The following is an 18671-nucleotide window of genomic DNA, read 5'->3' as shown; positions in this document are numbered from 1 at the left end:
CACCAGCCGGCACCGTCGGAATCAACATCCCCGACACAGCCGTCACAAACTAACCCGAGTGGCTCCACTCAGCTTGACATCGCGCGCGTTGGGAAATTGAAGGTACTTTTTCCGCAACTCAACGTGAAACGACCCGAATGCAGACTGCGCCAGGGCCGGGCTGTGGATAAGTTCAACGGCCACCGCCGGGGTGGAGCATCATGCAGGGATGAGCGAGGCCGTGCGCATCATCACCGAGCAGGTACGGATGCGCGTGCGCCGGGAGGGCGTGGACCTCGCCTCCGACGGCGGCCTCGCCGAACAGTACGTCCGCGACGAACTGCAGCGCTACAGCGAGCGCGCCCTCGGCGGTTCGCTGCCGCTGATCGCCGACGAACGCCAGGCGGCGAGGGAGGTCGTCGCCTCCCTGACCGGCTTCGGCGCCCTGCAACCGTTCCTCGACGACCCCGGGATCGAGGAGATCTGGATCAACGGACCCAGCCAAGTTTTCATCGCCCGCGACGGAGTCTCCGAGCTCACCGGCATGGTGCTCACCGAGCAGGAGGTGCGCGACCTGGTCGAGCGGATGCTGCAGGCCTCCGGCCGCCGCGTGGACCTCTCCTCGCCTTTCGTTGATGCCTCCCTGCCCGACGGGTCGAGGCTGCACGTGGTCATCCCGGACATCACCCGGAAGCACTGGGCGGTCAACATCCGCAAGTTCACCCGGCGCATCCGCGACCTGAACCAGCTCGTCGGGCTGGGCTCGCTCACCCAGCAGGCGGCCGAGTTCCTGCGGATGTGCGTGCTCGCCGGGCAGAACATCCTGGTCTCGGGTGCCACGCAGACGGGCAAGACCACGATGCTGAACGCCCTGCTGTCGTCCACGAGGCCCGGCGAACGGATCGTGACGGTGGAGGAAACCTTCGAGCTGGACCTCTCGGCGCGGGACGTCGTAGCCATGCAGTGCCGTCAGCCGAGCCTCGAGGGGACGGGCGAGATCACCCTGCGGCGGCTGATCAAGGAGTCCCTCCGGATGCGACCCGACCGGCTCGTGGTCGGCGAGGTGCGCGAGGCCGAGAGCCTCGACCTGCTGATCGCCCTGAACAGCGGGCTTCCCGGCATGTGCTCGATCCACGCCAACAGCGCCAGGGACGCCCTCGCCAAGCTCTCGACGCTGCCGCTGCTGGCCGGCCGGAACATCGACTCGTCGTTCGTGCTGCCCACCGTGGCCGGCTGTATCGACATCGTCGTGCATTGCGAGATAGATCGCCACGGACGCCGACGGGTCACCGAGATCATCGCGCCGAGCGGGCAACTCGCCGGCCCGATGATCGAGGCCAGCCCGGTCTTCCTGGCCCTGACGGGAACCCTCGAGCCGACCGGCGGCTTCCCCACCAAGCTCGCCAAGTTCCGCGCGGCGGGCCTCGACCCGGCGCTCGTGCTCCGGCGGGGAGCGGCATGACGCTCGCACTGGGGTGCCTCCTGGCCGCGGGCCTGCTGCTCGTCGCCTCTCCGTTCCTCTGGCCCTCACGCGAGAGAGCCGCGGTCGCAGCCCGGGCAGGAGTTCAGACGCGGATGCGCTCCCGCCTCACGCAAGCCGGGTTCGGCGGGGTCCCGGTCTCGGTCTTCATCGCCGTTTCACTGGCCGTGGGACTCGCCTCCGCGGCGCTCGCGCAGGCGATGCTCGGAGTACAGGCGCTCGCCGCCGTGGCCGGACTGGCCGCGATGGTGTTCCCCTCGCTGCTCGTGTCCTGGCGCGCCCGCGCTCGCCGGAGGGCCAATCGCACGGTCTGGCCCGACGTGGTCGACCACCTGGTCTCCGCGGTCCGGTCCGGACTCGCCCTGCCCGACAGCGTGAGCAGCCTCGCGCAGTCCGGTCCGGCGGCCGGCCGCATCGCCTTCTCGACGTTCGAGCGCGAGTATCGCGCGACCGGAAACTTCGCACACTGCATCGACGAGCTCAAGGCGTCCCTCTCCGACCCCATCGCCGACCGCATCCTGGAGACCCTGCGCATGGCGAGGGACGTCGGCGGAAGCGACCTGACGATCGTGTTGCGCAGCCTCGCCGCCTGGCTCCGGCAGGATGCCGCCATCCGGTCGGAGGTCGAGGCCCGGCAGTCCTGGATCGTGAACTCGGCCAGGCTCGGCGTCGCCGCGCCGTGGATCGTGCTCCTACTGCTCGCCTCGCGCCCTGAGGCTGCCCTTGCGTACAACACACCGGCCGGCGGCATGGTGATCCTCGGCGGCCTGGTCGTCTCCGCCCTGGCCTACCGCGTCATGGTCAGGCTCGGGCGGCTCCCCGAGGAACGGCGGTGGTTCCGGTGAGCGCGCAGCTGGCCTGGGGCGTGTTCTGCGGAACCGCACTCGGCGTCGGACTGTGGTCGCTGGTGAGCCTCGCGCCGAGGCTCAGCCGGCCGCGGCTCGCCAACAGGCTTGCGCCGTACCTGCTCGACCTCTCGCCCGAGGCGCGGGCGTTCGTCGGGCGCACCTCCGTCGATCCGATTCCCGTGCTCGGCACGCTATTCTCGCCGGGCTTCCATCGGCTCAGGGACGCGCTCTCGTCCCTCCTGGGCGGGGCCGAGACGACCCAGCGGCGGCTCCGCCAATCGGGTTCGGCCTGGAGCGTCGACCGGTTCCGCTCCGACCAACTCGTGTGGGCGATCGTGTCCCTCGCCGGGGGCGCCGTGGCCGTGCTGGCGGTGCCCGCGTTCCGCACGATGCCCCTGGCCGCCCAGGTCGTGCTCCCGGTCATAGCCGGGGTGTGCGCGGCGCTCGTCCGCGACCAGCTCCTGCGCCGCGCCGCCACCGTGCGGCTGTCGCGCATGAAAAGCGAGCTGCCCACGATCCTCGAGTTCCTCACCCTGTCGCTGTCGGCGGGCGAGGGGATCCTCGATGCGCTGCGGCGGGTGTCCGGCACGAGTTCGGGGGAGCTGTCCCGTGAACTAGCCACGGTCGTGGCCGACGTGCACGCCGGCGTTCCCCTCGCCTCCGCCCTGCACACCCTGTCCCGCCAGGTGCAGGTGCCCGCGCTCACCCGTTTTGTCGACCAGGTCACCGGGGCGCTGGACCGAGGGTCGCCGCTGGCCGAGGTGCTGCGCGCCCAGGCGCAGGACGCCAGGGAAGAGGCCAAGCGCGACCTGCTCGAGGTGGCCGGAAAGAAGGAAGTGGCCATGCTGGTTCCGGTCGTCTTCCTCATCCTTCCGCTGACCATCCTGTTCGCCGTCTTCCCCGGCTTTGTCGCGCTGCAGGCCGGCTTCTGAAAGTCGTATCCGAGCAACCCCACCCAGGAAAGTTGGAGACCATGACAGGGCTGAGAAGGCGCATCCTGAACCGCTGGCGGGACGAGACCGGGGATGTGCCCGGCTGGGTGCTGATCACCCTGATGACGGCCGGGCTGGTCGTGCTCCTCTGGGGTCTCGCCGGCCCCGCGCTGAGCGGCGTCTTCGAGCAGGCGATCAACCGGGTCGCCGGGTTCTGACGAGGCGCGTGTCGTGTCGGGACCCTGGCTGCGCCCCCGGGCGGCGATCACGGCGGAGGCCGGTTCCGCGGTTGCCGAGTTCGTCATGGTCGTCTCGCTGCTCACCGTGCTGACCCTGTCGGTGATGCAGCTCGCGCTCGCGCTGCACATCCGGAACACGGTTCAGGATGCGGCGGCCGAGGGAGCGCGGTTCGCGGCACTGGCCGACAGCGGTCCGGCCGAGGGTGCCGAACGCACCAGGGACCTGATCACGACCGCCCTCGGCCCGTCGTACGCGCGCCACGTCGAGGCCGGCTACGGCGTGTTCGCCGGGCATCGGAGCGCGGAGGTGCGGGTCGTGGCCCCGCTTCCGCTGCTCGGGCTGATCGGGCCCGATCGCGGGCTGGAGGTGGTCGGCCGTGCGGCCGTCGAGTCGCCCGGCTAGGCGCGCCGGGCGGCCCGGCCCGAGGCCCGGCCCGAGGCCCGGTGCCAGGTTCGGCGCTGATGCCGAGGCCGGGTCCGCATCGCTGGAGTTCATCACGGCCGGACTGATCCTGCTCGTTCCCCTCGTCTACCTGGTGCTGGCCCTGTCGGCGGTGCAGGCCGGGACGCTGGCCGTCGAGGGCGCAGCCCGGCAGGCCGCCCGCGTCTACGTGCAGGCTCCCGACGAGGCCCAGGCCACCGTCCGCGCAGAGCGCGCGGTCGAGTTCGGGCTCGCCGACTACGGCATCCCGACCGAATCCGCCGCCGTCCGGATCCGGTGTGCGCCGGCGCCAGGAACCTGCCTGACGCGGCAGGGCCGCGTCGTCGTCACCGTCGGCGTCGTCGTGGCCCTGCCCTTCGTCCCTGACCTCCTGTCGCTCGGAAGGCCCGCCGGTATCCTCGTCCAGTCCTCGGCCACCCAGACCGTGTCGCGATTCCGGGGCTCGGGATGACCCGTCGCGGCGGGCGCCCCACCCTCCCGGCCGAGGACGGGTCGACGCTCATCCTGACCATCTTCTACTGCTGCGTCTCGTTGGTGCTGATCCTCGGCGTCGCCGCCGCGACATCCCTCTACCTCGAGCGTAAGAAGCTTTTCACCCTCGCGGACGGGGCCGCGCTGGCCGGCGCCGAGGCCTTCCCGCTGGACGCGGTCAGGATCACCGCGGCGGGGGTGAGGCCGGAGCTCCGGTCGGCAGATGTGGCAGACGCGGTCCGGGACTACCTTGCATCGGCGCCGCACGCCGAATTCGACGGCTTGCGGGTGAGCCGTGCGCTGTCGGTCGACGGGCAGAGCGCGACGGTCTCGCTCAGCGCGCACTGGCGGCCCCCGGTGCTCGCCCTGCTCCTTCCGGCGGGCATCCCGCTCGAGGTGACCGCGGTTGCCCGTTCGGTGTTCGGCTAGGGAGTCCCCTCCCGGCGGGAGCCGTGTTTCGTAAGTCGTAGAATTCCTCAGGTTCGCCGTGTATGGTACTCAGAATCCAAATTTGCGAACGAGCTTCCTGTTCCTGGGGAAGCTCCTCGCGTGTGTCCGGCAGGTGCCCGCCTGGACATTCCGACGGGTTCTCCCGGGCCTTCATCGCCCGGGGCCGACGCCGTTGTCCCATCCGGTGCTGTCGCCACCGAGGTGTCTTGATCCCCTCCGCGCCAACAAACTTCTCCCGCGATTGAACCGTGCCCCATGGATTCCTTGCTTGACTCCGATACCGTTTCCCTGCTCGACTTTGACTCTGAACTGCCCTGCGAGGGCGCGCACCACCTGCGTGGCCTGAGCGGACACGACCCCGACCTCGCCGGCTCATTCATGGTGATCTCACCGTGCTGCGGCCCGAAGGTGGTGCAGTGTTCCCCCCGGGTCACCGCCATGCAGAGCACCGGCGTGCTCTACTGCGGCGCGTGCGAACACGAGCACCTGACCAGCGACTACAGCTTCATTCCCTTCGACGCCTAAGGCCGCGTCTCCTCGGCCGGGCCGGCTGCGCCGGTCCGGTGCTCCCAACCGGTAATCTCGGTAGCGCGCCTCCCTCGGCGCCGACGAGGAGCACTGTGACTGAGAAGCGCGACCGGATGATCGGTGCCGGCACACAGCTCGTCACCGAAGTGAGCATCAATTTCGGGTCGTCCCTCGCCGGGCTCCTGATCCCGGTCGTGGGCTCGCCGGTCGTTGTCGCGGCCCGGCAGCTCGTCATGGCCTGCACGGTCCTGCCCTTCTACCGTCCCAAACTCGCCACCCTGACCTGGCGCCGGCTGTGGCCGGCCCTGATGCTCGGCGTCGTGCTCGCCGTGATGAACCTGTCGTTCTACCAGGCCGTCGACATTCTCGGGCTCGGAATCGCGGCCACCATCGAGTTCCTCGGGCCGTTCGGGCTCGCGCTGGCCGCCTCACGGCGGCTCCTCGACTTCGTTTTTGCAGCGGCAGCGGCGACCGGGGTCTTCCTCCTCACCTGGACCGACGGAACCCTCGACCCGCTCGGTATCGTGTTCGGCCTGACCGCCGCCGCCTCGTGGGCGGCGTACATCCTGCTCACCCGCCGCGTGGCAACCGCCTTCCCCGGCCTCGAGGGCATCTCGGTGGCCAGCATCGTCAGCCTGGCCCTGCTGGTTCCCCTTGCCCTGATCACCGTCGACTGGGCACTCCTGGACTGGCGGATCCTCGGGCTGCTGCTCGCGGTCGGCGCCCTGTCGTCGGCCTTCCCGTATACGGTCGACACCTTCATCCTGCGGAGGATTACCCCGCGCCTCTACGCGATCATCACCAGCTTCGGCCCGGTCATCGCCGCGGTGTTCGGTTTCCTCGTGCTGGGGGAGACGTTCACAGCCCTGCAGCAGGTCGCCATCCTCGTCGTCTGCGTCGCGGCGGGCGCAGCAATCGCGACCCAGCGCGAGCGGCCCAGGTCCGACCTGGAGCTCACCGCGGGCGCGATCCCCTAAGACACTTCTCACGGGGCGCGGACGCCGACCGGGCTACTCGACGCGGATGCCGAGATGCGCCGCGAGCAGGGGAGCCAGCAGGCTGAGCTGGGAGTCGTCGATCACGGCACCGCGGAGGCCTTCGAGGCCGTGGATCGCGCCGAAATCGCTCGATCGCAGGTCGACGTCTTTCAGCCTGGCGTTGCCGACCTCGGCGGAACCCAAACGGGAGCGCTCAATCCGAACGTCGCGCCAGGTCGAACGCGGGGCGCTGAACACGGCGGCGTTCAGGTCGGCGGCCACGCAGTCCGACAGCGAGGCGCCGCGCAGTTTCGCGGCATCGAGCGAGACGGCCCGAAGCTCGCACTCGCGAAAGGTGATCCCGGTGAGGTCCCGGCCGGCCAGGTCGATCCCGTCAAAACGTTCGCCGTCGCGGCTGTCGCCGGGGCGCAGCAGAGCACCATCGTTCTCGGTCAGGTCGATCAGCGTGATCGGGTCGATCCGGGGGCCGGGCAGCTGCGGACGAGCCACCGCTACGCTCCGGCGCTCGATTCGGGGGCGACCGGCTCGAGCACGAAGACGGGGATGTCCCGCTCGGTCTTCTCCTGGTAGCCGGCGTAGTCGGGGAAGGCCGCGACGGCACGGGCCCACCACTCGGCCTTCTCGGCGCCGGACACCTCACGGGCGAGCATGTCCCGTTTGTGCTCGCCATCCTGGAGTTCCACCACGGGGTGGGCGAGCACGTTGGCGTGCCAGACGGGGTTCTTCGGGCTGCCGCCCAGGGAAGCGACGGCGGCGTAGCGGCCCTCGTGTTCGACCCGCATGAGCGCTGCCTTGCGCAGTTTGCCGGATTTCGCGCCGAGCGTGGTCAGCACGATCACGGGCATCCCGCGCAGGGTCGTCCCCTCGGTGCCGCCGGACCGTTCGTACAGCTCGACCTGGTCGCGCACCCATGTCGTCGGCGTGGGCTCGTATTCTCCGTGAAGGGGCATGACTCCATCCAACACCCCCGCGGCGCCCGACCACGCACGCTCAGGCGCTCGGGCGGCCCCGGCGCGGAACGTACCGCGGGATGTACCGGCCGAGCAGCACGGCCCCGAACAGCCCGAACACGCCCATCACGGCGCTCGCCAGTGACAGGGAGGCGACGGCAGTCAGGCCGGCCACGGCCAGCGGGGCGGCGGCGCTGCCGAAGTCGCCCGTGAACCGCCAGGCCCCCAGGAACGGGGCCGGCCTGGCCTTCGGTGCCAGGTCGGCGCCCAGGGTCATCAGGATGCCGCTCCCGATCCCGTTCGCGAGCGAGAGGAACATCGCGACCCCGATGAACCACTCGACGTTGCTCGGCAAGTCGTGGGTGAACGCGAGCATGATGTGGCCGACCCCCAGCCCGATCATCGACGGGAGGGCGGTCCAGATGCGTCCGAACCGATCCATGACCTGGCCGCTGACGTAGAACAGGGCGAAGTCGATGCCACCGGCGATGCCGATGATGAGGGCGATGTCGGGTTCGCTGATCCCGATGCTGACGGCCCAGAGCGGCAGGATGACCGTGCGGCTGGCCCGCATGCCGCCGACCAGGCCGGCTCCGGTGCCGAGCCGCGCGAGCACCCCGCGGTTGTTCCAGATGGTCCGGAAGAGGCCGGTTGACTCCTGTGCGGCCAGCTCCTCGCCCGCGGTGTGCACCGAGCCGTCCGCCGCGACCGCGGCCTCGGGAGGCCCGAACGTGCTGACCGGGTCGGGCAGCAGGAGCAGCATGCCGGCCGCCGCCAGGCAGCAGACGATGAAGACCCAGAACACCGCCACCGTGCTGCCGGTGAGGTGGATCAGGCCGGCCGAGATGAACGGCCCGATGAACCACCCGGCGCGGAAGATCCCGCCCAGGGTCGAGAGCGCCCGCGCGCGGTAGGCGATCGGGACGTAGCTGGTCATGAACGCGTGGCGGGCGAGCGCGAAGACGGCGGTGGCGATCCCGACGAGGAAGATGCCCACGCCGAGGACGAGGGGATTGGGGGCGGCCACGCAGATGAGCACGGCGATGATCGTCAGCATCGACGCCCAGATCATCGAATTGCGTTCGCCGATCCGGGAGACCACCCAGCCGGCCGGGATGTCGCCGACGAGTTCGCCCACCATGACCATCGCGGCGATGAAACCGGCCACGGCGAGCGAGGCGCCGAGGTTGTTCGCCACGATCGGGATCAGCGGGATGATCGCGCCCTCGCCGATGGAGAAGAGCAGGGTCGGCAGGAAGGCCGCGAGTGCGACGGAGCGCAGGCTGAAGGGGCGCTCTGCGTTGCTCATCGCCTCCGATGCTACGCCAGCCTGAGCGAGCGCTGCTCACGCGCCGAGCACGCTTCGAGGCAGGCCCGGTAGGCTGGGCTCCGACATGATTGACCTGGACATTTCGGAGCAGATCGCCGCACTGCGGGCCACGTTTGGCGACATCCGGGCGGTGGTCGACGTTGATCGGCTGCGCACCGACATCGCCGAGCTCAGCGACCGGGCCGGTGAGCCGGACCTGTGGGACGACACCGAGCGCGCCCAGGAGGTCACCAGCGCCCTCAGCCACCGCCAGTCCGAACTCGCGCGGATCGAGAGCATCGAGTCGCGGCTCGACGACCTGGAAGTCCTGGTCGAGCTCGCCCACGGCGAAGACGACCAGGAGTCGGCCGACGAGGCCCTCGTGGAACTCGCCGGCCTGCAGAAGGTGCTCGGCGAACTCGAGGTGCACACGCTGCTGAACGGCGAGTTCGATGAACGACCCGCGGTGGTCACGATCCGGTCCGGTGCAGGCGGGGTCGACGCGGCGGACTTCGCCGAGATGCTGCTGCGGATGTACATGCGCTGGGCCGAGCAGCACAACTACGCGGTCAAGGTGCTCGACGTGGGCTACGCCGAGGAAGCCGGCATCAAGTCGGCCACCTTCGAGGTGGACGCGCCCTACGCGTTCGGAACGCTCAGCGTCGAAGCCGGCACCCACCGGCTGGTGCGGATGAGCCCGTTCAACTCGGCCGGCAAGCGGCAGACGTCGTTCGCCGCGGTCGAGGTCGTGCCCCTGATCGAGCAGACGGAGTCGGTGGAGATCCCCGACAACGACATCCGCGTCGACGTCTTCCGGTCGAGCGGTCCCGGCGGCCAATCGGTGAACACGACCGACTCCGCGGTGCGCATCACCCACCTCCCGACCGGCACCGTCGTGAGCTGCCAGAACGAAAAAAGCCAGATCCAGAACCGCGCCGCCGCCATGCGGGTGTTGCAGTCGCGGTTGCTCCTCATCCAGCGGGAGCAGGAAGCGGCCACCAAGAAGGAATTCGCGGGGGTCATCACGGCGAGCTGGGGCGACCAGATGCGCAGCTACGTGCTCGCGCCGTACCAGATGGTCAAGGACCTGCGCACGAACTACGAGGTCAACAACCCGAGCCAGGTTTTCGACGGCGACCTCGACGGTTTCATCGCCGCCGGCATCCGCTGGCGCAAGCAGGCTCCGCAGGATTGAGGCGGGCCCGTGGGGGAGCGCAGTCGGCGCTTAGGTATGTCGCAGTCGCATAATCCCGGATGCGTGCTTAGGCTCACAAGGACATGATTCGCTTTGACCACATCACCAAGAAGTATCCAGGGACCACCCGCCCTGCCCTGAACTCCATCGACCTGGAGGTTCTGCGCGGGGAGTTCGTCTTCCTCGTCGGCGCGTCCGGCTCGGGTAAGTCCAGCTGTCTGCGGCTCATGCTCAAGGAAGAGAAGCCCACCAGCGGCAGCATCCACGTGCTCGGCCAGGACCTGCGGTCGATCTCCAACCGCAAGGTGCCGTACTTCCGCCGCAACCTCGGCGTCGTCTTCCAGGACTTCCGCCTGCTGCCGAACAAGACCGTCTACGAGAACGTCGCGTTCAGCCTCCAGGTCATCGGCAAGTCCCGCGGGTTCATCCAGGAAGCCGTGCCGGACACGCTGAAGATGGTCGGACTCGCCGAAAAGGCGCAGCGCCTGCCGCACGAACTCTCCGGTGGTGAACAGCAGCGCGTCGCGATCGCGCGCGCCATCGTGAACAAGCCCCAGATCCTGCTGGCCGATGAGCCCACCGGAAACCTCGACCCGACCACGAGCGCCGGCATCATGGCCCTCCTGGCCAGCATCAACGCGGGCGGCACGACCGTGGTCATGGCCACGCACGAAGCCGGCATTGTCGACCAGATGCAGCGCCGCGTGATCGAGCTCGCCGGCGGAGAGATCATGCGCGATGAGCGCCAGGGCGGTTACGGAGCGACGGCCGCGATCCCGACGGTCACCGCCGCGACGTCGCCCGTCCCTGCTTCCGTGCCCGCCGCCGGCGCGGTCGCCGTCCCCGTCGCGGTGCCCGCATCGGAGGTCCCTCGCGAGTCGATCCGCCTGGCGGAGCAGCCGCGCCCGGCCGACGCGCCCACCCCGTCCCAGCCCCTGACCTTCCCTCCCGCCGCGGTACCGCGCCCGGATCCCGCCCGCGTTGCCGCGGCCCACGAGCCGGCGACCATCGCCGCGACGGCGCGAGACACCGGGATGCCCGTTCCGCACGTCGATCCGAAGCCCGGGTCGAGCGACGCTGAGGCAGGCGACGCTGAGGCAGGCGACGCCCAGGCAGGCGACGCCGAGGCAGGCGACACCGGCGCGATGACCAGGCCGGTGCTGCCGGTGACCCAGCACGACGCTCCGGAGCAGCTCACGCTCGCCGAGAAGCTCGGGTTGCGAGCCCCGGGGGAGAAACCCGATCCGACCGGCGAGCAGAATGTGGGGCCGACCCGATGAGGCTCGCCCTGGTGCTCTCCGAAGCCGCCCACGGCCTGCGACGGAACGCCTCGATGGTCGTGTCCGTTGTGCTCGTGACCTTCATCTCGCTCACCTTCGTGGGCGCCGCGATCCTCATGCAGATGCAAATCGGCCAGATGAAGAACTTCTGGTACGAGAAGGCCCAGGTCGGCATCTACATGTGCACGGCCATCTCGCCCGGCGAGACCTGCACCGCGGGAGAGGCGACGGACGAGCAGATCGACGCCGTCACGGCGCAGCTCGAGTCGCCCACCCTGTCGCCGTTCGTCGACAAGTACTATTTCGAGACCCACGAACAGGCCTTCGAGAACTTCAAGAAGCAGTTCGCGGGCAACCCGGTGGCCGACTACGTCACGCCCGACCAGCTCAACCAGACCTTCTGGGTCAACCTGAAGGACCCGGCCCAGTCCGACGTTCTGGTGGAGAGCCTCTCCGGCGTCGCCGGTGTCGAGAACGTTGCGGACCAGCGCAAGTACCTGGACCAGATCTTCTCCGTGCTCAACGTGGCCAGCTACACGGCGATCGGGATCGCCGCGCTCATGCTGGTGGCGGCGGCGCTCCTGATTGCCACGACCATCCGTCTCTCCGCCTTCTCTCGTCGGCGCGAACTCGGAATCATGCGCCTGGTCGGCGCCTCCAACCGGTTCATCCAGACCCCGTTCATCCTGGAGGGCGTCTTCGCCGCCCTGCTCGGTTCGCTGCTGGCCGGCGGCGCGATCGTGGCGATTGTGAATTGGTTCGTGCAGGGCTACCTGGGCGCACGGCTGACGGGCTTCTCGCTCGTCGGGATCGACGATGCGCTGGTGGTGCTGCCGATCCTGCTTGTGGTCGGCGCGGTACTGGCCGCGTTCTCGGCGAACTTCGCTATCACCCGTTACCTCAAGGTCTGATCCCGCTCACGCGCTAGACTGATGGGCTGCCGGGCGTCCTGCCCGGCACACACGCATCACAATTCGAGGAGTAGCCGTGCCCAGGGAAAGTGGCGAGAAGGTCGTAGCGACCAACCGCAAGGCACGCCACGACTACCTCATCGAGGACACCTTCGAGGCCGGGATGGTGCTCAGCGGCACCGAGGTGAAGTCGCTGCGCGCGGGCCGGGCCTCGCTCGTCGACGGCTACGCGTTCATCGAGTCGGGTGAAGCCTGGCTCGACGCCGTGCACATTCCCGAATACACCGGCGGCAGTTGGACGAATCACCCGCCCCGGCGCAAGCGCAAGCTCCTCCTGCACAAGCAGGAGATCATCAAGATCAGCCACAAGACGAAAGAGGGCGGCTACACCCTCATCCCGCTCAAAATCTACTTCAAGGATGGCCGGGCGAAGGTCGAGATCGCCGTCGCCAAGGGCAAGAAGGAATACGACAAGCGGCAGGCCCTGCGAGAACGCCAGGACAAGCGCGAGTCCGACCGGGCCATTTCCGCCCGCAGGAACCTGGGCGACTGACTTCTCCGCGGGGGAGCGGAAATAGATCCGCACACACTTGTGTTGTACAGTGAAGGTCGCATCCGGGCCGAAAGGTTCCGGGTTCGAATTTGGAAACTCAACAGCGTGTGACAGTCACCCACTCCCGTGCCGACGGCCAGCCGACGGAACAGGGGAACCATGGGGATGATCGGTTTCGACATTGTTTGCGCAATTGTGAGAAGCGGGTCGAGGATGCAGGGTTATCTCGTAAACGATCTCTGCAAAACAATAAGTGCCAATTCAAAGCGCACTGACTTCGCTCTCGCTGCCTAAGCGAAAGCACTAACGAAGTCCGCCAGACCGGGAATGCTCTCTACCCGGATCCTGACGCCATTTAGAGAGATTGCTTCTACATTGAGCCGCGGGGTGTAGAGGGACTTAAACGAGGGCTGGGCTCGTCGGAATAGATGCCAGTGGCAAATTCCGGGGCCGAGTAAAACGACTTCACTGGATACACCCGTAGAAGGCATATGACCACAGCAGTGGACCGGGGTTCAATTCCCCGCATCTCCACCATCGGTGGGCTGTCACACGCAGTTGATAGGCACAGTGTTGAGAAGCACAGTGTTGAGAAGCAAATAGGGCCGCCCGATAGGGTGGCCCTATTTTTTCGCGCTCACCTCACTCGCGCTCACCGCCGCCGGCGACGGCTCACCAGCAACCCGCCGAGGACCGCTCCGGCCAGCGTGAGCAAGGGCACGAGGTTCCACGAGAGCCCCTGCAGTTCCCTGACGAGGCCGGTACTCGCTTCCAGCACCGGCGTGATCAGCACGTAGAAGGTGTATCCCACGCCGAAGCCGAGCGCGCCCCCGCCCAGCGCTCCCCAGATCCAGCCGAGGCCCGGGCCCCGTCGCGGCGATGCGGATGGTGTCTGATTCATCGTTCCCTACCCGGACTGAAGTGGCGCACGCGCGGAGCCTGACCTGAGCCTAGCTCCGGCGCACCCCGACAGCCAGGGCTTTGAGGCCGACGGTACACACGCGGCCCCCGCCATGGGCCAAGATAGAGGCCGTGAGACGAGCCGAATGACCGAGACGTGGCTGCGGAAAGTGCTGCCAGGGGTCGACACGGCCCTTCGCTACCGGCGAGCCTGGTTGCTGCCCGATCTCCGCGCGGGGCTCGTGCTCACCGCGCTGCTCATCCCGGTCGGTATCGGTTACGCCGAAGTCGCGGGGCTCCCGCCCGAGACGGGCCTGTACGCCACGATCATCCCCCTGCTCGCCTATGCCCTGTTCGGGCCGTCGCGGGTGCTGGTGCTCGGCCCCGATTCGGCCCTGGCGCCGATCATCGCGGCGGTGATCCTGCCCCTCGCCCTCGGCGACGACGTGCGCGCCGTCGCCCTGGCAGGGCTCCTGGCGATCATGGTCGGCCTGATCCTGACCCTCGGCGGAGTCCTGCGTCTCGGCTTCGTCACCGACCTGCTCTCGAAGCCCATCCGGGTGGGCTACCTCAACGCGCTCGCCCTGCTCGTGATCGTGTCGCAGCTGCCGGCGTTCCTCGGCTTCTCCGTCGCGTCAAAGTCGCCGTTTCGCGACGTGACCGCCATCGTCTCCGGTATCGCCGACGGCCGGGTCAACCCGACCGCGCTGTACTTCGGTCTCGGTTCGCTGGCCGTCATCCTGGTGCTGTCCTGGCGAAAGACGCGTATCCCCGGGATACTGGCGGCGGTCGTGCTCGCAACGGCGCTGACGGCCATCCTCGGTCTGCAGGAGACCCTGCCCGTCGTCGGGGCGCTTCCCGGCGGGCTCCCGGCGCCGGCGCTCGGCGGCCTGGCGTGGGCGGATGTCGCGGCCCTCGTTGTCCCGGCCCTGGGGATCGCGCTGATCGCGTTCGCCGACACCGCCGTGCTCTCTCGCACGTTCGCAGCCCGCCGCGGTGAGAACGTCAACGGGAGCCGGGAAATGGCCGCCATCGGGGCGTCGAATATCGCCGGCGGGCTCCTGGGCGGCTTCCCCATCTCGGCGTCATCGTCGCGCACGCCCGTCGCAGAGAAGGCGGGGTCACGCTCCCAACTCACCGGCGTGGTCGGGGCCGGGCTCATGGTGGTGTTCATGCTGCTCACCCCGGGCCTCACCGGGTACCTGCCGTCGGCCGCCATCGCGGCTGTCGTCATGGTCGCCGCCGCCGGTCTGATCGACGTGAAGGGCTTCTTCGCGCTCGTGCGGATGAACAAGGTCGATGCGTTCCTGTCACTCGCGGCCTTCCTCGGCGTGCTGGTGTTCGGCGTGATCGAGGGAATCGGCGTCGCGATCGTGCTGTCGCTCGGGGCCTTCGTCAGTCATGCCTGGCGGCCGTACCGGGCCGAGCTCGGCCGGATCAGGGGCATCCGGGGATACCACGACCTGGCGCGGCACCCGGAGGGCGAACGGCTGCCCGGCATTGTGATCGTGCGCTTCGACGCGCCGCTGTTCTTCGCCAACGGGGGCATCTTCGACGACTACGTCCGGGCCACGGTCACCGCGGCGGACAGCGACGTGCACACGGTCATCCTCGCGGCCGAGCCCATAACCGACATCGACACGACGGCCGTCGAGGAACTGCTCGAACTCGACGATTTCCTGGCTTCCCGCGGCATCACGCTCATCTTCGCCGAGATGAAGGGTCCGGTGAAGGACCATTTGCGCGACTACGGGCTGACCCGGCGGTTTCCGCCCGAGCGGTTCGCACGCACCGTCGGAGAAGCCGTCGACGAGGCTACCGGCACGTTGCGCGGCGACCTCGAGGGGACCGAGTGGGACGGCGACGGCTGACGTGTGCCCGGCCGGAGATTTCGAGCTGCGCGGGTAGTACGCCGTTGCGCGGGTGGCGCAACTGCCGCGCAGCGGCGCACCACCCGCGCATCGTTCCGATGTCGTCGAACCGGCAGTGGGTTAGACGCTCGCGAGCCAGAGATCAGGGCCGAAGATCTCGTAGTGGATGCGCTCGGCCGGCACGCCGGACTTCAGCGCCTGCGAGCGGAGGCTTCGCATGAACGGCAGCGGGCCGCAGAGGTAGACCGACGCGTTCTCGGGGATCGTCACGCCATCGAGGGACATGAAGCCCTCGTGGGCGCCGTCGCTCGGGATCTCGAGCCACAGTTCCAGCTCGGCAGCCTCCAGGAGTGCGACATCCTCGTTCATTTGGTCCCGCAGGGCCCAGCGCTCGAGGGTGCTCTCGGCGTGCAGCACGATCACCTCGCGCTTGGAATCGCTCTCGACGAGCGACCGCAGGATCGACGCGCTGGGGGTGCAGCCGATGCCGGCCGAGGCCAGGATCAGCGGGGTGTCACCCTCCGTGAGGGTGATGTCTCCGCACGGGTTGGACAGGATCAGGGTGTCGCCGATCTGCACGTCGCGGTGCAGGGCGGGGGAGACCTCGCCGTCGGCGTCGAGCTTGGTGGTGAAAACGCGGGTCGTGGCCGTTCCGGCCGAGAGTGAGTACTGGCGCACCTGGCGGATGCCGTCCGGCATCCCCACGGTGACGCTCACGTACTGGCCGGGCAGGGCGGGCGAAACGGGCGTGTCGTCGGCCGGCTCGAGGGTGAAGGTCAACGCGTCGGTGCCCGCGGCATCCTTGCCGATGACGGTCCACGGAGCCAGCGGCTTGTCGTTGGCGGCGCCGGCGTACAGGCCCTTCTCCAACTTGATCAGGGCGTGGGCCATGAGCCAGTAGACCTCGGTCCAGGCGCCGGCGATTTCGGCGGTGATCACGTCGCTCAGTTCGTCGGCGATGGCCTCGAAGAGGTACTTATAGACGACGTCGTACTGCTCGGGCTGGATGTCCAGGGAGACGTGCTTGTGGGCGATGCGGGAGAGCATGGCCTCCGGGGTGGTGTCCGGGTTGTTCACCAGGTAAGTCGCGAAGACGGCGATGCTGCCGGCCAGAGCCTGCTGCTGCGACCCGTTCTTCTGGTTCGAGCGGCTGAAGAGCCCGTCGAAGAGTTCCGGGTGGGCGGCGAACATCCGGGCGTAGAAGTTCTTCGCAATCGCCTGAATACGCTCGCCCACGAGGGGGAGAGTGGCTTCGATGAGGGGGAGGGACTGGGTCGAGAGCATGCGGTCTCCTTTATTTCTGGGTGTCTCCCCAAAGTAGCATTTCAAATACTTATATTCGGACGAGAGCCCGTTTCCCGCTGCATTGGACGGGGGGGAAGTGAGGCGCTCAGCCCGGTGGGCGGAGGCCCAGGGTCAGGGAAACCGGCTGGTTCGACCGGTTCCGGGGGAGCGAGGAAATCACAATGTCGTCGAGTGCGGCGTAGAAGGCTTCCCGGGCGCGTCGCAGCGCCGTCCGCAGGCCGCAGCCGTCGATGAGCGGGCAGACGCCGTCGGGCGTTTCGCAGTCGGCGAGGTCGGCGCGGGTGTCGAGCTGCCGCAGGACCCAGCCGACCGTGGCCCGGCGTCCCGCGTCGCTGATCCGCACTCCGCCGGCGCGTCCGCGCACGGCCTCGACCAGCCCCAGCTCGCGAAGCTTGATGATGGCCTTGCTGACGTGGTTGTACGGTGTGCCGACCTGCGTCGCGATGTGTCTGGTGGTCTCCAGCTCGGATTCCGGGGCGGCGGAGAGGAGCATGACGATGCGCAGGCACACATCGGAGAAAGCATTGATCCTCATGGATACAGAGTAGAGGGCGCTGCTGTGCCTGCTAACCGCTGTGCCTGCTAGCCGCGGGGCGGGGCCGAATCGGAGGCCTTCAGCACCTCGAGCGCGGCGTCGTGCAGCAGGCCGTTGGTGGCCAGGGCGCTGCCGTGCCAGGGGCCCGCCTGCCCGTCGACCGACGTGAACCGCCCGCCGGCTTCCTGCACGATCGGCACGAGCGCGGCCATGTCGTAGGGCTGCAGGTCGAACTCTCCGGCGATGTCGAGGTGCCCTTCGGCGAGAAGCATGTACGACCACATGTCGCCGTACGCGCGGGTGCGCCAGACCTGGCGGGAGAGGGCGATGAGCGAGTCGAGCCGTCCGGCCGAGTCCCACTGCTGGATGCTGTTGTAACTGAGTGACGCATCGTCGAGCGTCGCCACCCCGGAAACCCGCAGGCGCTCTGGCGCCGCATCGGGAGCGCGCTCGTCGAGCATCCAGGCGCCGCCGTCCGTGCGCGCCCACCACCGCTTGCCGAGCGCGGGGGCGCTGACCACCCCGACGACCGGGACGCCGTCGACGGCCAGGGCGATGAGCGTCGCCCAGATCGGGATTCCGCGCAGGAACCCGGCGGTGCCGTCGATCGGGTCGATGATCCACTGGCGCGAGCCGGACCCCTCGGCGCCGTATTCCTCGCCGAGGATGGCGTCGCCCGGCCGCCGCTGGGCGAGACCGGCGCGAATGGCGCGCTCCACGGCCTGGTCGGCATCCGTCACGGGGGTGCGATCCGGCTTCGTCGTGATCACCAGGTCGAGGGCGTGGAAGCGCTCACGGGAGATGGCGTCGGCCCGATCGGCGAGCTCGAGGGCCAGGGCCAGGTCGTCGTCGAGCGAGGGGTTCAGGGGTTCGGTCACGCTCCCAAGGATAGTAATCCGGGGCGACTCTCCCGAACGCGCCCTCGATTGGCGAACTGTGGGTTCGTGGTGTTATCGTTGGTCTTCGGTTCGGGTTAGACCCCGAACCGAAAGCATGCACCTCTAGCTCAATTGGCAGAGCAACTGACTCTTAATCAGTGGGTTCCCGGTTCAAGTCCGGGGGGGTGCACTTCATATAAACACTGGCATCCAAGCCCCTCGGAAGATGGGTAAAAAAGGGCCAATATAGCAACCCTCACAGCAACCGTGCACATTGCTATAGCAACGGGTCATTACTTCGCCCCCTTCTCCGCATATCGCAGCAGCCACGGCGGGGCCACAATCGGCCCATAGATGATCGCGCTAATCGCCGAGTCGCGCTGGCCCGCCACGTACCCGCCATACGCGCGCTCTTTAGCGAGCATCGCCTCGGCCGCATCAAGCGCGTCGGCGAGTTCGTCGATCAGGTCGTTAGTGAAGCTGTCGTTGGTGCCGTAACCCCTTGCCCGCGTGATGAGTTCCGCATTGCTCATTTCGTGCCCTTCTTCGCGTATCGAATTAGCATCTTCCTGATTTCCTCACTTAGAACCTCCCCGCGCGCGTCTGCGGCCTCCTGC

The 18671-nt window shown here is 68.4% G+C and carries 22 protein-coding genes, 1 tRNA gene and 1 other RNA gene; 16 read left to right on the top strand and 8 right to left on the bottom strand.

Annotated features, from left to right (window positions below):
* Window positions 1–208 precede the first annotated feature (208 nt).
* From E3T54_RS03130 to E3T54_RS03095, 9 genes are all read left to right on the top strand, one after another.
* Window positions 209–1441, top strand: a complete 1233-nt coding sequence (locus tag E3T54_RS03130; RefSeq protein WP_134474531.1) for a CpaF family protein — start codon at window positions 209–211, stop codon at window positions 1439–1441.
* Window positions 1438–2304 carry a type II secretion system F family protein gene (locus E3T54_RS03125; protein WP_092325178.1) on the top strand — a complete coding sequence of 289 codons (867 nt, stop codon included), beginning with the start codon at window positions 1438–1440 and terminating at the stop codon, window positions 2302–2304. The genes E3T54_RS03130 and E3T54_RS03125 overlap by 4 nt, the downstream gene beginning before the upstream one ends.
* A complete protein-coding gene (locus E3T54_RS03120) occupies window positions 2301–3239 on the top strand; it encodes a type II secretion system F family protein (RefSeq protein ID WP_134474530.1) in 939 nt (312 codons plus the stop codon). The genes E3T54_RS03125 and E3T54_RS03120 overlap by 4 nt, the downstream gene beginning before the upstream one ends.
* Before the next feature lie 41 nt (window positions 3240–3280).
* Window positions 3281–3457 carry a hypothetical protein gene (locus tag E3T54_RS16635; RefSeq protein WP_166804810.1) on the top strand — a complete coding sequence of 59 codons (177 nt, stop codon included), beginning with the start codon at window positions 3281–3283 and terminating at the stop codon, window positions 3455–3457.
* Between the two features lie 13 nt (window positions 3458–3470).
* Window positions 3471–3881, top strand: a complete 411-nt coding sequence (locus E3T54_RS03115; RefSeq protein ID WP_255452811.1) for a TadE/TadG family type IV pilus assembly protein — start codon at window positions 3471–3473, stop codon at window positions 3879–3881.
* Window positions 3856–4371, top strand: coding sequence for a hypothetical protein (locus tag E3T54_RS03110; protein ID WP_241977024.1), 516 nt, complete (start codon window positions 3856–3858; stop codon window positions 4369–4371). The genes E3T54_RS03115 and E3T54_RS03110 overlap by 26 nt, the downstream gene beginning before the upstream one ends.
* Window positions 4368–4820 (top strand): pilus assembly protein TadG-related protein, encoded by a 453-nt coding sequence (locus E3T54_RS03105; RefSeq protein ID WP_134474529.1) that lies wholly within the window; start codon window positions 4368–4370, stop codon window positions 4818–4820. The genes E3T54_RS03110 and E3T54_RS03105 overlap by 4 nt, the downstream gene beginning before the upstream one ends.
* 276 nt (window positions 4821–5096) lie before the next feature.
* Window positions 5097–5366 carry a hypothetical protein gene (locus E3T54_RS03100; RefSeq protein ID WP_134474528.1) on the top strand — a complete coding sequence of 90 codons (270 nt, stop codon included), beginning with the start codon at window positions 5097–5099 and terminating at the stop codon, window positions 5364–5366.
* Window positions 5367–5461: 95 nt separating this feature from the next.
* Window positions 5462–6346 carry a DMT family transporter gene (locus tag E3T54_RS03095; protein WP_241977023.1) on the top strand — a complete coding sequence of 295 codons (885 nt, stop codon included), beginning with the start codon at window positions 5462–5464 and terminating at the stop codon, window positions 6344–6346.
* A 33-nt stretch (window positions 6347–6379) separates the two neighbouring features.
* Here E3T54_RS03095 and E3T54_RS03090 read toward each other — a convergent pair whose 3' ends face one another.
* From E3T54_RS03090 to E3T54_RS03080, 3 genes are read right to left on the bottom strand one after another with little or no spacing between them, the layout of a single operon-like run.
* Window positions 6380–6856: a pentapeptide repeat-containing protein gene (locus E3T54_RS03090; RefSeq protein ID WP_134474527.1), complete on the bottom strand. Its 477-nt coding sequence runs from the start codon at window positions 6854–6856 to the stop codon at window positions 6380–6382.
* Between the two features lie 2 nt (window positions 6857–6858).
* Entirely contained in the window at window positions 6859–7317 is a 459-nt protein-coding gene (locus tag E3T54_RS03085; protein ID WP_134474526.1) for a nitroreductase family deazaflavin-dependent oxidoreductase, read from the bottom strand.
* A 40-nt stretch (window positions 7318–7357) separates the two neighbouring features.
* The gene (locus E3T54_RS03080) at window positions 7358–8626 is read right to left on the bottom strand and encodes an MFS transporter (RefSeq protein ID WP_134474525.1); all 1269 of its coding nucleotides are present in this window, start codon (window positions 8624–8626) and stop codon (window positions 7358–7360) included.
* A gap of 85 nt (window positions 8627–8711) precedes the next feature.
* Between E3T54_RS03080 and prfB the strand changes: the two genes are divergently transcribed.
* From prfB to ssrA, 5 genes are all read left to right on the top strand, one after another.
* Window positions 8712–9821, top strand: a complete 1110-nt coding sequence (prfB, locus tag E3T54_RS03075; RefSeq protein WP_134474524.1) for a peptide chain release factor 2 — start codon at window positions 8712–8714, stop codon at window positions 9819–9821.
* A gap of 83 nt (window positions 9822–9904) precedes the next feature.
* Window positions 9905–11101 (top strand): cell division ATP-binding protein FtsE, encoded by a 1197-nt coding sequence (gene ftsE, locus E3T54_RS03070; protein ID WP_134474523.1) that lies wholly within the window; start codon window positions 9905–9907, stop codon window positions 11099–11101.
* Entirely contained in the window at window positions 11098–12012 is a 915-nt protein-coding gene (gene ftsX, locus E3T54_RS03065; RefSeq protein ID WP_092325197.1) for a permease-like cell division protein FtsX, read from the top strand. The genes ftsE and ftsX overlap by 4 nt, the downstream gene beginning before the upstream one ends.
* A 76-nt stretch (window positions 12013–12088) precedes the next feature.
* Entirely contained in the window at window positions 12089–12565 is a 477-nt protein-coding gene (gene smpB / locus E3T54_RS03060; RefSeq protein ID WP_092325198.1) for an SsrA-binding protein SmpB, read from the top strand.
* Between the two features lie 161 nt (window positions 12566–12726).
* Window positions 12727–13102: a transfer-messenger RNA gene (ssrA, locus tag E3T54_RS03055) on the top strand.
* A gap of 115 nt (window positions 13103–13217) precedes the next feature.
* Here ssrA and E3T54_RS03050 read toward each other — a convergent pair.
* On the bottom strand, window positions 13218–13466 hold the full coding sequence (locus E3T54_RS03050; protein WP_134474522.1) for a hypothetical protein: 249 nt from the start codon (window positions 13464–13466) through the stop codon (window positions 13218–13220).
* A 145-nt stretch (window positions 13467–13611) separates the two neighbouring features.
* Here E3T54_RS03050 and E3T54_RS03045 point away from each other — a divergent pair, with 145 nt between their 5' ends.
* Window positions 13612–15336, top strand: coding sequence for a SulP family inorganic anion transporter (locus E3T54_RS03045; RefSeq protein ID WP_134474521.1), 1725 nt, complete (start codon window positions 13612–13614; stop codon window positions 15334–15336).
* A gap of 120 nt (window positions 15337–15456) precedes the next feature.
* Here E3T54_RS03045 and E3T54_RS03040 read toward each other — a convergent pair whose 3' ends face one another.
* From E3T54_RS03040 to E3T54_RS03030, 3 genes are all read right to left on the bottom strand, one after another.
* Entirely contained in the window at window positions 15457–16620 is a 1164-nt protein-coding gene (locus E3T54_RS03040; RefSeq protein ID WP_092325297.1) for a globin domain-containing protein, read from the bottom strand.
* Window positions 16621–16726: 106 nt separating this feature from the next.
* The gene (locus E3T54_RS03035) at window positions 16727–17176 is read right to left on the bottom strand and encodes an Rrf2 family transcriptional regulator (protein WP_134474520.1); all 450 of its coding nucleotides are present in this window, start codon (window positions 17174–17176) and stop codon (window positions 16727–16729) included.
* A 47-nt stretch (window positions 17177–17223) separates the two neighbouring features.
* Window positions 17224–18054 carry an inositol monophosphatase family protein gene (locus E3T54_RS03030; RefSeq protein WP_134474519.1) on the bottom strand — a complete coding sequence of 277 codons (831 nt, stop codon included), beginning with the start codon at window positions 18052–18054 and terminating at the stop codon, window positions 17224–17226.
* A gap of 117 nt (window positions 18055–18171) precedes the next feature.
* Between E3T54_RS03030 and E3T54_RS03025 the strand changes: the two genes are divergently transcribed.
* Window positions 18172–18244, top strand: a tRNA-Lys gene (locus tag E3T54_RS03025).
* A gap of 103 nt (window positions 18245–18347) precedes the next feature.
* Here E3T54_RS03025 and E3T54_RS03020 read toward each other — a convergent pair.
* Window positions 18348–18587 carry a hypothetical protein gene (locus E3T54_RS03020; RefSeq protein WP_134474518.1) on the bottom strand — a complete coding sequence of 80 codons (240 nt, stop codon included), beginning with the start codon at window positions 18585–18587 and terminating at the stop codon, window positions 18348–18350.
* Window positions 18588–18671: the final 84 nt, after the last annotated feature.

This window comes from Cryobacterium sp. Sr8, from assembly GCF_004403225.1.
Classification (GTDB): Bacteria; Actinomycetota; Actinomycetes; order Actinomycetales; family Microbacteriaceae; genus Cryobacterium; species Cryobacterium psychrotolerans.
This window is presented reverse-complemented; position numbering and strand designations above follow the sequence as displayed.

What these genes read in the sequence shown, in the direction of transcription:
- E3T54_RS03130 (WP_134474531.1), top strand. Translation starts at nt 209, where the DNA reads ATGAGCGAGGCCGTGCGCATCATCACCGAGCAGGTACGGATGCGCGTG.
- E3T54_RS03125 (WP_092325178.1), top strand. Translation starts at nt 1,438, where the DNA reads ATGACGCTCGCACTGGGGTGCCTCCTGGCCGCGGGCCTGCTGCTCGTC.
- E3T54_RS16635 (WP_166804810.1), top strand. Translation starts at nt 3,281, where the DNA reads ATGACAGGGCTGAGAAGGCGCATCCTGAACCGCTGGCGGGACGAGACC.
- E3T54_RS03105 (WP_134474529.1), top strand. Translation starts at nt 4,368, where the DNA reads ATGACCCGTCGCGGCGGGCGCCCCACCCTCCCGGCCGAGGACGGGTCG.
- E3T54_RS03100 (WP_134474528.1), top strand. Translation starts at nt 5,097, where the DNA reads ATGGATTCCTTGCTTGACTCCGATACCGTTTCCCTGCTCGACTTTGAC.
- E3T54_RS03085 (WP_134474526.1), bottom strand. Translation starts at nt 7,317, where the DNA reads ATGCCCCTTCACGGAGAATACGAGCCCACGCCGACGACATGGGTGCGC.
- E3T54_RS03080 (WP_134474525.1), bottom strand. Translation starts at nt 8,626, where the DNA reads ATGAGCAACGCAGAGCGCCCCTTCAGCCTGCGCTCCGTCGCACTCGCG.
- prfB (WP_134474524.1), top strand. Translation starts at nt 8,712, where the DNA reads ATGATTGACCTGGACATTTCGGAGCAGATCGCCGCACTGCGGGCCACG.
- ftsE (WP_134474523.1), top strand. Translation starts at nt 9,905, where the DNA reads ATGATTCGCTTTGACCACATCACCAAGAAGTATCCAGGGACCACCCGC.
- ftsX (WP_092325197.1), top strand. Translation starts at nt 11,098, where the DNA reads ATGAGGCTCGCCCTGGTGCTCTCCGAAGCCGCCCACGGCCTGCGACGG.
- E3T54_RS03050 (WP_134474522.1), bottom strand. Translation starts at nt 13,466, where the DNA reads ATGAATCAGACACCATCCGCATCGCCGCGACGGGGCCCGGGCCTCGGC.
- E3T54_RS03045 (WP_134474521.1), top strand. Translation starts at nt 13,612, where the DNA reads ATGACCGAGACGTGGCTGCGGAAAGTGCTGCCAGGGGTCGACACGGCC.
- E3T54_RS03040 (WP_092325297.1), bottom strand. Translation starts at nt 16,620, where the DNA reads ATGCTCTCGACCCAGTCCCTCCCCCTCATCGAAGCCACTCTCCCCCTC.
- E3T54_RS03035 (WP_134474520.1), bottom strand. Translation starts at nt 17,176, where the DNA reads ATGAGGATCAATGCTTTCTCCGATGTGTGCCTGCGCATCGTCATGCTC.
- E3T54_RS03020 (WP_134474518.1), bottom strand. Translation starts at nt 18,587, where the DNA reads ATGAGCAATGCGGAACTCATCACGCGGGCAAGGGGTTACGGCACCAAC.